Genomic DNA, 12,484 nt, shown 5'->3' on the forward strand with positions numbered 1-12,484 from the left:
CAATTTTCAATGATCAATTTTCAATTATTAATAGGTGGGCTTGCAGGAAAAAGGCTGCTTTGTGAGGAGAAAGGAGAAAGGAGAAAGGAGAAAGGAGAAAGGAGAAAGGAGAAAGGAGAAAGGAGAAAGGAGAAAGGAGAAAGGAGAAAGGAGAAAGGAGAAAGGAGAAAGGAGAAAGGAGAAATTTAAACTCCTTTTTACCTTTTACCTATTACCTTTTACTTACTTTTTCTTTTTCTAAAAAAGAGTTCCTTGTCCGGCTTCGGCTCCTCCTCCGAAATCCAAACCAAGGTGCTTATAGGCTGCCTCTGTAGCTTGCCTTCCTCTAGAGGTTCGCTTAATATATCCTTCCTTAATTAAGAATGGCTCATACACCTCTTCAATAGTCTCTGCTTCTTCACTACACGCTGTGGCAATTGTACTTAATCCTACTGGACCACCTTTAAACTTCTCAATAATGGTCTGTAGAATACGGTTATCCATCTCATCCAATCCATCGTGATCAACATTCAGAGCATCCAAAGCCATACGGGCAATATCAATACGTATGGTTCCATCTCCTTTGATATCCGCAAAATCACGGGTACGTCTCAGTAAGTTATTGGCAATACGAGGGGTTCCCCTACTCCTACGGGCAATCTCAAATGCGGCCTGACGATCAATAGGAGTATCCAGAATACCACAAGAACGGCTGACAATCTTAGACAATAGTTCAGCATCATAATACTCCAAGCGAGCATTGATCCCAAAACGAGCTCTTAACGGAGAGGTCAACAATCCTGAACGTGTTGTTGCCCCTATCAAGGTAAACGGACTCAAGCTGATCTGTATGGTACGGGCATTGGGGCCCGTATCCAGCATGATATCAATACGGTAATCCTCCATGGCAGAATACAAGTACTCCTCTACCACCGGATTCAAACGGTGAATCTCATCAATAAAAAGTACATCTCCTTCATCCAGGTTTGTCAGCAATCCGGCTAGGTCGGAAGGTTTTTCCAATACAGGTCCTGACGTAATCTTGATGTCTGCATTCAGTTCATTGGCAATGATATTCGCCAAGGTGGTCTTCCCCAGTCCCGGAGGGCCGTGTAACAAGACATGATCCAAAGGTTCTCCTCGCTTCAGCGCAGCTCCCACAAAAACCTGTAGGTTTTCCAATACCTTTTGCTGTCCTGCGAAATCCTCAAACGACAGTGGACGCAAGGCTCTTTCTACCTCCCGATCAGAAGAAGATAGGTGCTCATCATCACCACTCAAATAATCTTCACGCATAGTGTTACTCTTTATCAATGATTCTTAATTGAACAAAATTACGCCTTTTATATTAATATTGAATATTTATTTATCAATTATCTATGATGCATCATGGGGCGTGAAGGGGCACAATGAATCCTGCCCTATGCGGGTTATTCAATTTTGTTAAGACGCTCCTCCACCGCATTCCCTCAGATTATTCGTATATTAATTTATAAAAACTACGGAATCTTACATCTAGTTTTTATTGTTCTAAATACCCAATGTTCACGTTACATACATCCCTACAGCTATGAAAAAACCCTTGTATATCCCTATTATCCTCTCCTTACTATACAGTAGTAGTTGTACCTCCCCTCCCAAAGAGGAAGGCGAAGCAACAGAAAATATGGCTTCTATCAGTCAGCCTACTTTACCCATAACCGTCACCACAGACTCTTTCACTTACGTATCCGCTGAGGATCTTATTCATCAGGGCTATGAAAAAGCAGAAGAAGACGATGTGCCTATCAGCTTACAATTGGAGCATATCATGTCCCTAAAAGAGCTCACACACAAAGACGGCACCCCCAACTATATCTTTGCCACCTATCTTCTAGAAGGAGAAAATACAGAAAGTAGTCTGGACGCTGCCATCAACCTCTGTGAGAATAAACTCAGAAAGGAAGCGGTACATTACTTTGATCAGCAAATACAAGAAGGAGTTAATCCTATTGCGGTCAGAAGTAATAGTATGAAACTTCCTTCCCGAAGTGCCTTAAAAATCAAAAAGGTCAATGAGCAAACGGGAGAAGCTGAGTTTTTGGTGGTTCTTTATGCCAATACAGACAGCGTGCTTTCAGCTGCCACGGAAGAAGAAAGAAACCTACCGACGGAGTAGCGTTTGGAGTGATGAGTGATGAGTTAATTTATTGAATAACTCTTGGAGCAAGTATTAACCTGTATTGTTTACGGGTTTAATGCTTGCTCTTTTTGCTTATGGCTTTATGAATATCTTTTGCGGGGGATATCGTCAATTTAAGCAAATAGTGCATGTATAAAAGGTATTGCAAACTCGCTTCAGGTCGTAGCGAGGACGCTACGACCAGTATCTACTTTCACTTTGCCCCCTTAACTTGACAGCATTGAGGGAACTTACACCTTATACCTTATACCTTATACCTTATACCTTATACCTTATACCTTATACCTTATACCTTATACCTTATACCTTATACCTTATAAAAGTTTAAACTTTTTCACACCCAAAAGGTTAAGCATCCGGGACTCCACTTCTTTTTGCATGGAGAATCCACGATTTATCCGTAACTTTGCGGAGTTAATACACAGAATACACTAAAAACGCATTTTACTTTGGAAAATACGACTTTGAAATACAAGGTAAAAGACCTCTCTCTGGCAGATTGGGGCAGAAAAGAAATTAAATTGGCGGAAGCGGAAATGCCTGGTTTGATGGCTATCCGTGAGGAATACAGAGATCAGCAACCGTTGAAAGGTGCTCGTATTGCAGGATGTCTGCATATGACGATCCAAACAGCTGTTTTGATCGAAACGTTGAAAGAACTAGGCGCTGAGGTAACTTGGTCTTCTTGTAATATTTTCTCTACTCAGGATCATGCTGCAGCTGCTATTGCTGCTGCTGGTATTCCAGTATTTGCATGGAAAGGCATGAATGACGAGGAGTTTGACTGGTGTATCGAGCAAACACTAAATTCTTTCGAAGGTGGCAAGCCTTTGAACATGATCTTGGATGATGGTGGAGACCTTACCAACATGGTATTGGATCGTTACCCTGAATTGGTGGGTGAGATCAAAGGTATCTCTGAGGAAACTACTACAGGGGTATTGCGTTTGATCGAGCGTGAGAAGAACGGTAAATTACCTCTTCCTGCTATCAACATTAATGATTCTGTAACGAAGTCTAAGTTCGATAATAAATACGGTTGTAAAGAGTCTTTGGTAGACGGTATCCGTCGTGCTACAGACGTTATGATGGCCGGTAAAGTAGCTGTTGTTGCAGGTTACGGTGACGTAGGAAAGGGTTCTGCAGCTTCTCTAAGAGGTGCTGGCGCTCGTGTTATGGTGACTGAAATCGATCCAATCTGTGCGCTTCAGGCCGCTATGGACGGTTACGGAGTAAAGAAGATGGACGATGCCGTAAAAGAGGCTGACATCATCGTAACAGCGACTGGTAACAAAGATATCATCGTTGGACGTCACTTCGAGTCAATGAAAGATAAGGCGATCGTTTGTAACATCGGTCACTTCGACAACGAAATCGATATGGCTTGGTTGAACGAGAAGTACGGTGCTTCTAAAGTGAACATCAAACCTCAGGTTGATATGTACAACGTGAATGGTAACGATGTAATCGTATTGGCTGAAGGTCGTTTGGTAAACCTTGGTTGTGCGACAGGTCACCCATCTTTCGTAATGTCTAACTCATTCACCAACCAAACGTTGGCACAAATTGAGCTTTGGACTAAATCTGAAGAGTATGACAAGAAGGTATATACCCTTCCGAAACACTTGGACGAGAAAGTAGCAGAACTTCACCTAGCTAAGATCGGTGTAACGCTTGAGGTCTTGACAAAAGAGCAAGCAGACTACATTGGTGTAGCAGTAGAAGGACCTTTCAAGTCTGACGACTATAGATACTAGTATTTGGGTTGTTCCCGAATAGTAAAAGGTCTGCTTCCCTGTGTGGTGAAGCAGACCTTTTTTTAATTTTCAATGATTATAATTAAGCTTGAGTATTTATCCGTCACACTACCAAATCTCTTTGTTGAATCGTTGAATTTCAATACTCCGTATTGAGTTGAATTGAGCTTCGCTCGTTGATTCGAGTTGAACTGTTGATTGATAGTTATATGTCTTCATACAACAGTTCAACTCGAATCAACGAGCGAAGCTTAATTCAGCGATTCAACGGTTCAACAGAGCTGTTTAGTAGTATGTCGGTTATTTATTTAACTTTAATTTAATCATTAATACTCTCTACCACCTCTTCCTGCTCAGGTTCTTCCACAACAAACATATCTTGTACCGGAGCTAAATCAACATCGGCTCCAAACAGTTCTCGGGTAACCTTAATGGCTTCTACGATATGCCCTTGTTGTACATAAGGGCGAATCAACTCAAAGATAAGGGTCATCATTCCTAAATCATCGGCAAAGCCTAATTGTAGGAGAAAATCGGGCAATAAATCAAAAGGGATCACAAAATAGGTAATCGCAAAGCCTACCAAAGCTTTGACGATCCAAGGAGCAGTGCTGTCCTTTAGCAAATTGTACAGTACCAAGGACACATATACGAGTTTTAGTCCTGCTTTTTTAGCGTATTTTTTCAGTTTTAGCCAATACGATTCGTTGGGATAGTTATTGTTGTTCATTGGGTTATTGGAGTTATGGGTTATGAGTTATGAGTTAGGAGTTAGGAGTGATGAGTTATGAGTAAAGTTATTGTTCATTCTTTCCTTCCAGTTGATAGATCACTATATCTCCTCTACAATAAGATAGCTTATTACCAACTATTTACATAATTATTGCATCAAATCAAGAAATCTATCAAGCTCCCTACAGTAAAACCAAAACAAATAAAGATCTTTGGGGTTCTATACATCTTAGCAATGAATTTACAACTATGAGTTACTGGCAACTAATCAAACAATCGCCTAAGGATACCTCTTTTGGGTTTACGCATTTCCTATACTCTTCGGTAGGTCAGTCCTTCTTTATGAGCCTGTTTATTCCGGTGTGGCTATCAGAGTTTACTATGGATAATGTCACTTTTGCTAAGATTTATGGCGTAGCTACTTTCTTAGGGGCTATGGCCTTATCGCAAGTAGGCCCTTGGATTGATCGTATGCCTATTCGAAAGTTCTCCTTACTCAATGGACTTTTTCTGTCCTTTGGTGCCCTCTTCCTATCTTTTGCTACCCATTGGTTATGGCTTGGAGTGGGTATTACCTTTTTGAGGTTATCGGCTCAAGGATTGATGCCATTAACAGGAGCTACAGCTATGGGGCGCTATTTCGATAAAGACAGAGGCAAAGCCCTTTCTTTTGCCTCCATGGGAATGTCTACAGGGGAATTACTCTTTCCATTATTAGTCGTTGCCTTATTAAACCAAATGGGTTGGGATACTTTATGGAGAATTATTGCTGTAGTCTTATTGGTTGGTTTCAGCAGCAGTGTATTGTTGCTGGGGAGAAAAGGGGAAAGTAGTATAACGACCGGTAAAAGAGCAGAAAACAAAGCATTAGTGAGAAGATTATGGCGTACCCCTCCTTTCCTGATGCTGGCAGCACTTGCAATCTACACCCCTATGATTACCGCTGGCATATTGATCAACCAAAACCTGATATTGGAAGCCAAGGATATACCCGCTGATTGGTTTGCCATAGGCATCACGGCTTTTGGCATTATGCGTATCAGTAGTAGCTTAATCAGTGGACCTTTGGTAGACCGCTATACGGCAGTACGAGTATTTCCTCTATTACCAATTCCTATGATTATAGGAGTACTGGCTTTATTACTGATTGACCATCCTTATACCATGATTTTCTTTATGGGAATGGTAGGGACAAGTATTAGCATGGGAGGTGTAAGTGGTACAGCACTTTGGGCTGAGTTATTTGGAAAAGAATCTATAGGGACTGTTAAAAGTATCGTTTCTACCATGATGGTTTTCTCAACAGCATTATCCCCTGCCTTATTTGCACCTCTATATGAACATTACTTTGTACCAACGTTGTCCGGTGTTATTTTCTTCAGTGTATTTCTATCTTGGAGAGCCATTAGAATGCTGGAGAGAAAACATGTTTTTGCTACTGTTGTAGAATAAATAGTATACCGTTTACCGGTTATCGCTTATGGTTTATCGTTTATTTTTTTGATTAAGATTTAAGCAAAGCGATAAGCGATAAGCGATAAGCGATAAGCGATAAGCGCAAATAACATTAACCTGAAACATCTTAAAATACCATGAAAACAATACTTATCACCGGAAGTACCGACGGCATCGGAAAACTGGCAGCGACCAAACTAGCCCAAGATGGCCACCATCTATACCTACATGGGAGAAATGCTAATAAGCTGGAAGAAACCATCAAAGAAATCAAGCAATTATCCCACAACAACCATATCAAAGGCTTTCTCGGTGATCTATCAGATCTAGCAGATACTCGTCGCATGGCTCATCAAATCAAGCAGGAGCTGGACACTTTGGATGTGTTGATCAATAACGCTGGAGTTTATAAAAGTCCTACGACTCAGAATCAAGCCGGGTTAGACCTTCGCTTTGTCGTCAACTACTTTGCTCCTGTACTTTTAACGCATGAATTACTTCCCTTATTAGAAAAAGGTAAAAACCCTCGTATCATCAACCTGAGTTCAGCGGCTCAAGGAGCAATAGACTATGACATGCTAAAGGGTAAAACCCAAGGAGATCAAGGAGACACCTATGCCCAGAGCAAACTGGCATTAACCATGTGGAGCTTTGACTTGGCCAAGACATTAAAAGACATCACTGTCATTCCCGTAAACCCTGGCTCACTACTTAACACGAGGATGGTAAAAGAAGCCTTTGGACGTTTTTGGTCTCCTGCCGACAAAGGAGGCGATATTCTCTATGACTTAGCCGTCTCTAAAAAATATGAGGGAATTACCGGTCAATATTTTGACAACGACCAAGGAGATTTTGGCACCGCACATCCGGATGCTTATGATGAAGATAAAATTCAGCAATTACTAGAGGTTACTAATGAGATTGTGACCGGTTAATTGGGTTGGAATGTTTATCCGTCCTACTGCTAGTCCACTTTGTTGAATCGTTGAATTGAGCTTCGCTCGTTGATTCGTTGATTCGAGTTGAACTGTTGATCGATATATATGTATTCATACAACAGTTCAACTCGAATCAACTCATCGAAGGTGAAATTCAACGATTCAACAATTCAACAAAGCGGACTAGTAGTAGGATAAATAAATATTCAAAATAAATAAAGCTTTCCCCTCTTAATCCCTTCCTATATAATGGGTATACCCCACAATCAAGTTGAGCTGAAAAAAGTTTACACTCACATCCGTTTCCGTAATATTACTCAAAGCACTTTCCAAAGTGGTTAAGTCCCCTGCAAAACGAGGAATCTTATTGAAGGACCTACCGTATTCAATACCAAAATGGGTAGAACTTTGCTTACGGTATCGGCCTAATCCAAAGGTTAGATAATAGGTATTGAACTTACCGATCCCGGGAGTAACCAATAAGTTGTTCTCTTCCTCTGTAGGAATATCTTCGTAAGCAGAAAAGTTGGTACGGAAACTTCCTAGCAAAGCCCATTTGTTGAGTTGATGTTCTACTCCTACGTTTACATTGGTCACAGAACTGGAAGCGTCCTTCACCTCCACGAACTGATCTACCGCCAACTCGCCCGTAATATCTCCATCCGTTTGTTCCGTGTCCAATAATTGATAGGCCTTTTGTTTGAAGTGATGTTGTATAGAAAGGTATAGCTTTGTCTTTTGCAACTCATATTGTGCGCCAAGCCCCAGTTCCATAGGGCGGCGATGAGTTGTCTTTACCCCTTGCTGCCGATCACTCAAGATAAGATCATCCTCTCCAATCAATTCATCCAAATTAAGCGCAAAAAACTCCCGATCAATCACCCCTTTATCAGCAAAAGTATCGACACTTAACTTAGGTGTAGTTAATGTCAACCCCATACTAAAATGAGGCTTATGCCATTGTAGGCCAAACTTCCACAGAAATCCCAAGGTATTACTTTCTACTTGTTGTGAAATATCCGCGGTACCAATATTAGTCGGTTCAGCAAACTCTATCACACGTACATAAGAGCGACTCGAAAAGGCATGCTGCCGATAGGTGGCAAAAGCCGTTAACCCTACAGACCAATGTTCATTGACCCGCAATCCTACGCCCAAACCGATCCATTGCTCGAAGAGGTCCTCATCAAACTCAAAAGAAGCAATCGCAGTCGTATCAAAGCCATCTCCTACCGCCGAAGCCTCAAAGGTATTACGACTGTTCAAAACAATATTGTTGTCGTGCTTGGTCAGGAGGGTATATCCTATAAAAACATCTTTGGAGGCACTTAAAGGAATTTCTCCAGCAATCAACTGGGGAAAAATATTCACCTTGGAAGAAAGTAAATCAATATCTTCGCCGGCACCATCCTTAATACGTAAGGAACCATAGCCATATAGGTTAGAACTAATCGTCACACCGGTTCCTCCTAGATGTACCGTTGCCGCCGGGTTATAGTAAATGGTTGATTTATCAGTAGTATCTGCCAGCATTGCTCCTCCCAATAAAGCCCCCCTACCACCGTATTGCAAGGAGTTATAATAATGGTTTTGGGAAAAAGAGAAGGTAGTAATACCAACAAATAAGAAGGATAGTACAATCAGGATTCGCTGATAATGGTGCATTGTTAGGGTATATTGAGTTAAATAAGTCTGTTCTTCTATCAATAAGATAAAAAATCCTTCAAAATACAGCCTTATTATCTCTGTCGAAGTTTTCAAAGAAACCAAAAACCCTACTTGTTGTGATGAGTTTGGAGTTTGGAGTTTGGAGTTTGGAGTTTGGAGTTTGACATTAAAGAAAATTACAACTCCAGACTCACAACTCCTAACTCATAACTGTTCACTAATACTCCTCCCACCATCTTGTTACAGGATAATCACGACCATCAAACGTAATGGTCTCTCCTATCTTTGGAGTAGTCATAGGCACGTTTAGTTCCTTTGCTTTTTTTGAAGCTCGGATGACCGGCTCTCTCCAATCATGTAGTGATAAGGTAAATGCTCCCCAGTGAATCGGCAACAATAGTTTTCCTTTTACATCAAGGGTGGCTTGCACTGTTTCTTCGGGCATCATATGGATTTCTTTCCAATGGGTATTGTATTGCCCACATTCCATCATGGCGATATCAAAAGGACCATATTTTTCTCCTATTTCCTTGAAGTGTGTGCCGTATCCCCCATCACCACTAAAGAAGATATTTTCCTTCTCTCCTTTGATCACCCATGAACTCCAAAAGGTCTTAAATCGGTCTAACAACCCTCTTCCAGAAAAATGTCGGGAAGGTGTACTGACCAAGGTTAGTCCCTTGTACTCATAGCTTTCCCACCAGTTCAGTTCATGGATCTTATCGGTCTCAATACCCCATGCTTCCAAGTGTATTCCCACTCCTAAAGGAGTGAAAAACGCACCCACTTTATCTTTCATCTGCAAAATCGATTCATAATCTAAGTGATCATAATGATCATGAGAAATCACTACAGCATCAATATAAGGCAGCTCCTCAATCTCAATAGGTAACTCCCTGCTAAAGCGCTTGGGCCCTGGCAAAGGTGCGGGAGACGGCGTGTCTCCAAGCATAGGATCCAGCAAGATATGTTTCCCTTCTATTTCCAATAAAAATGCCGAGTGTCCAAACCAGGTCAAACGAGTAATACTATCCGGTTGCGCCACCAAAGCAGGATCTAATGAGATCACTTCCGGAGCCTTTTCCGGTGCCTGAACCGCCTCCGTAAACAGCATTTCATTGATCAAATCCCAACTAGGTCCTCCTACAGAGGTTGGTTCCTGATTCACGAAGATACCCTCCTGATAATGTCCTGACTCCTCATAACGAACAATTTGCTCTGCCGTAGCCGTTCCTCCAAACTGAGGACTAAGGTTTAAGAACAGTGTTCCTACAATCAATACGATTCCTAATAGGGCTAATACGCTCCAGCCAATCCCTTTGATAACCCTTTTTCCTAATGGCTTTTTCGTTTTGGCAAACTGCTTCGCCCCCGCCTCTTGCATTGATTCCATAAATATCTTTCTATCGTATTTTAATATGAATATTGTTGTAACTTCTTCGTATACGGATTGTTCCCTAAAAAAGATACTATCCGCTATATATAAATTAATATAGTTTGTTCTATGTTAAATGCTGTTAAGGTGGTGTCCATCTCCTCATATGGCCTGTCTCCCTACTAAAAAATGATAAAACAAAGATTTGTTCTTAATTCTATAATCTTTGTTGGTTATATTTGCAGTTGAATTTTTCAAAGAATAATAAGGATAGATAAAGCATGAAGAAATTTATATTAATCATCGGCTTACTTTTTACGATATTCCAGGCATTCGCACAACAAAACCCTCAAGCTAAGAAGGTATTAGATAAAATGAGTGACCAGTATCAATCATTTGATGCTTTTGAGGTAAAACTTCTGAAGTCACAATACTTCAGAGAGCCAGAAAAGAAACTTGGTGTACAAGAAGCAGAACTGTTGGTAAAAGGCAATAAATATCAACTGGAAGCATACGGAAACAAGCTTTTGTTTGATGGACAAACATTGGTTCGTATTGATACGGTAAGTAAAGAAGCTTTCTATGAAAGTGCTTCCAATGACTTGATGACCAACCCTACTAAAATCTTGACTTTCCATAAGGATGGTGCCAAGTATGACTACAAAGGAACGGCTAACATCAAAGGGAAAAAACACCATGTCGTAACGCTTTTCCCAGAAAGAAAAGATGTGAGCTTCCATACGGTAATCATGTATATTGATGCCAACACACACTTATTGAGCCAGTGGGAAACATTGAATAGCGACAACAAAACAATGGATCGCTATGAGATCATTACCTTCAAGAAGAATGTTCCAGCAACAGACAATAAGTTCTCGTTTGACCAAAAGCAATACGAGGCTAAAGGATACTTTGTAGATGATTTGAGGTAATCAGTCTGCAAAAACAATTATTGAACGGCTGAGGTTATCCATGAACTTCAGCCGTTTTTTTTAATAAAGAATTTTTAATTTTCAATGATTAATTATCAATTTTCATGGCGTTGTGACCATTAATAATTAATCATTAAAAATTCATCACGTTATGAATCAACAACGACTAGAGCAACTATTTAACTTTCTGAAAGAAGAACCTAATGATCCTTTCCTGATCTATGCCATCGCCAATGAATATAATGGGCACGATGATGAAAAAGCACTTCAATATTATCACCAACTCTTAGAGGAACATCCCAACTATACGGGCACCTACTACCATGTAGCAGCACTCTATCTACATTTGGGTAATGAAGAAAAAGCTGAGGAGCTTTATAAGAAAGGAATCATGATTTGTCAGCAAGAGGGAGATCGACATGCGCTGAGTGAGTTGCAGAGAGCTTATAATGATTGGCTTTTTGATGACGACGAGTAGTTAATTTTCAATGATTAATTATCAATTTTCAATTGATGACTTCTTCCTGGCTGTTAAAAAGCTAACATTGACATTGATAATTAAAAAAAGGGTCGTACCACACAAAGCGCAGTACGACCCCCAACCAATTCAATTATTATCTTCTTATTCTATTCTTTTCTATGATAGAACACGATCTCTATCTTTTCTTGTCGTGTTCTATGATTTTATACGTAACATTGACACTTAGGTTACAAAAATTTATCCCAATCTTTGGCTAATGTCAATTTATTTCGTCCCATAGTAATCACGCCTTTCTTCTCCAGCTGTTTCAACAAACGGGACACCACTTCTCTTGACGTTCCCAGGTCTGTCGCTATCTCCATATGGGACAGATGCAACTCACGGTTGTTTTTCACTTCCGTAGCCTGTACCAAATAATTCACTAAACGCTCATCCATCTTACGGAAAGCAACATCATCAACCACTTCCAGCAACTCTTCAAAACGTCTTGTATATCCATTCATGACATAAGCTCTCCAAGAAGAATACTTGTGCATCCACTCGTCCATAAAAGACACGGGAATCATGATAATGGTTGCATCTTCCTCAGCCATGGCTCTCACCATGCTCTGTTGTGTCGTCATACAACACGTCATGCTCATGGAACAGGCATCTCCTTCCTCCAAATAATACAAGAGCATTTCTCTCCCCTCTTCCGTCTCTCTCATGATCTTTAAGGTACCACTAACCAGAATAGGTATCCCCTTCATTGGCTCTCCTATATCAATGATAAAATCGCCTGCCTTTAGCTGCTCAATCTGTCCGTGTTCCTTAATCTCTTCCTTAAGAGAGTCTTCAAAAGTCATACTGAAGTAAGTATCGACTACTTCTGCTAATGTCAATGCTTCTATATTCATAATTTATGCTTATCAGCAATAATACAATGGTCCGTCTCCAAAAACACAAATTTCATTCATGTTGTTCCTTTCTTGTATTTTAGAAAGTT

The 12,484-nt window shown here is 40.5% G+C and carries 12 protein-coding genes; 7 read left to right on the top strand and 5 right to left on the bottom strand.

Going from position 1 to position 12,484, the window contains the following annotated elements; all coding sequences use genetic code 11:
• The first annotated feature begins 9 nt into the window (after positions 1–9).
• Complete coding sequence (locus tag ABD985_RS10155; RefSeq protein ID WP_345371430.1) at positions 10–189, top strand: hypothetical protein; 180 nt, start codon at positions 10–12, stop codon at positions 187–189.
• Between the two features lie 48 nt (positions 190–237).
• Here ABD985_RS10155 and ruvB read toward each other — a convergent pair whose 3' ends face one another.
• A complete protein-coding gene (gene ruvB, locus ABD985_RS10160; protein WP_345371432.1) occupies positions 238–1,275 on the bottom strand; it encodes a Holliday junction branch migration DNA helicase RuvB in 1,038 nt (345 codons plus the stop codon).
• A 274-nt stretch (positions 1,276–1,549) separates the two neighbouring features.
• Here ruvB and ABD985_RS10165 point away from each other — a divergent pair, with 274 nt between their 5' ends.
• Both ABD985_RS10165 and ahcY read left to right on the top strand, forming a co-directional pair.
• The gene (locus ABD985_RS10165; protein WP_345371433.1) at positions 1,550–2,137 is read left to right on the top strand and encodes a hypothetical protein; all 588 of its coding nucleotides are present in this window, start codon (positions 1,550–1,552) and stop codon (positions 2,135–2,137) included.
• 473 nt (positions 2,138–2,610) lie between these two features.
• Positions 2,611–3,918 (top strand): adenosylhomocysteinase, encoded by a 1,308-nt coding sequence (gene ahcY, locus ABD985_RS10170; RefSeq protein WP_345371435.1) that lies wholly within the window; start codon positions 2,611–2,613, stop codon positions 3,916–3,918.
• A 319-nt stretch (positions 3,919–4,237) separates the two neighbouring features.
• On the opposite strand, the gene ABD985_RS10175 is transcribed toward ahcY, so the two are convergent.
• Positions 4,238–4,648 (bottom strand): YkvA family protein, encoded by a 411-nt coding sequence (locus ABD985_RS10175; RefSeq protein WP_345371437.1) that lies wholly within the window; start codon positions 4,646–4,648, stop codon positions 4,238–4,240.
• Between the two features lie 251 nt (positions 4,649–4,899).
• Here ABD985_RS10175 and ABD985_RS10180 point away from each other — a divergent pair, with 251 nt between their 5' ends.
• Both ABD985_RS10180 and ABD985_RS10185 read left to right on the top strand, forming a co-directional pair.
• A complete protein-coding gene (locus ABD985_RS10180) occupies positions 4,900–6,102 on the top strand; it encodes an MFS transporter (RefSeq protein WP_345371438.1) in 1,203 nt (400 codons plus the stop codon).
• Between the two features lie 140 nt (positions 6,103–6,242).
• Positions 6,243–7,040: an SDR family NAD(P)-dependent oxidoreductase gene (locus tag ABD985_RS10185; protein WP_345371439.1), complete on the top strand. Its 798-nt coding sequence runs from the start codon at positions 6,243–6,245 to the stop codon at positions 7,038–7,040.
• Between the two features lie 234 nt (positions 7,041–7,274).
• Here the strand turns inward: ABD985_RS10185 and ABD985_RS10190 are convergent, their stop codons facing one another.
• Together ABD985_RS10190 and ABD985_RS10195 are read right to left on the bottom strand one after the other, a co-directional pair.
• Positions 7,275–8,708, bottom strand: a complete 1,434-nt coding sequence (locus ABD985_RS10190; protein WP_345371441.1) for a hypothetical protein — start codon at positions 8,706–8,708, stop codon at positions 7,275–7,277.
• Between the two features lie 220 nt (positions 8,709–8,928).
• Positions 8,929–10,104, bottom strand: coding sequence for an MBL fold metallo-hydrolase (locus ABD985_RS10195; RefSeq protein WP_345371443.1), 1,176 nt, complete (start codon positions 10,102–10,104; stop codon positions 8,929–8,931).
• Between the two features lie 263 nt (positions 10,105–10,367).
• Here ABD985_RS10195 and lolA1 point away from each other — a divergent pair, with 263 nt between their 5' ends.
• Both lolA1 and ABD985_RS10205 read left to right on the top strand, forming a co-directional pair.
• Positions 10,368–11,018: an outer membrane lipoprotein periplasmic chaperone LolA1 gene (gene lolA1 / locus ABD985_RS10200; RefSeq protein ID WP_345371445.1), complete on the top strand. Its 651-nt coding sequence runs from the start codon at positions 10,368–10,370 to the stop codon at positions 11,016–11,018.
• Positions 11,019–11,169: 151 nt separating this feature from the next.
• The gene (locus ABD985_RS10205) at positions 11,170–11,496 is read left to right on the top strand and encodes a tetratricopeptide repeat protein (protein ID WP_345371446.1); all 327 of its coding nucleotides are present in this window, start codon (positions 11,170–11,172) and stop codon (positions 11,494–11,496) included.
• A 230-nt stretch (positions 11,497–11,726) separates the two neighbouring features.
• Here ABD985_RS10205 and ABD985_RS10210 read toward each other — a convergent pair whose 3' ends face one another.
• On the bottom strand, positions 11,727–12,395 hold the full coding sequence (locus tag ABD985_RS10210; RefSeq protein ID WP_345371448.1) for a Crp/Fnr family transcriptional regulator: 669 nt from the start codon (positions 12,393–12,395) through the stop codon (positions 11,727–11,729).
• Positions 12,396–12,484: the final 89 nt, after the last annotated feature.

Source organism: Algivirga pacifica, from assembly GCF_039543525.1.
GTDB lineage: Bacteria > Bacteroidota > Bacteroidia > Cytophagales > Flammeovirgaceae > Algivirga > Algivirga pacifica.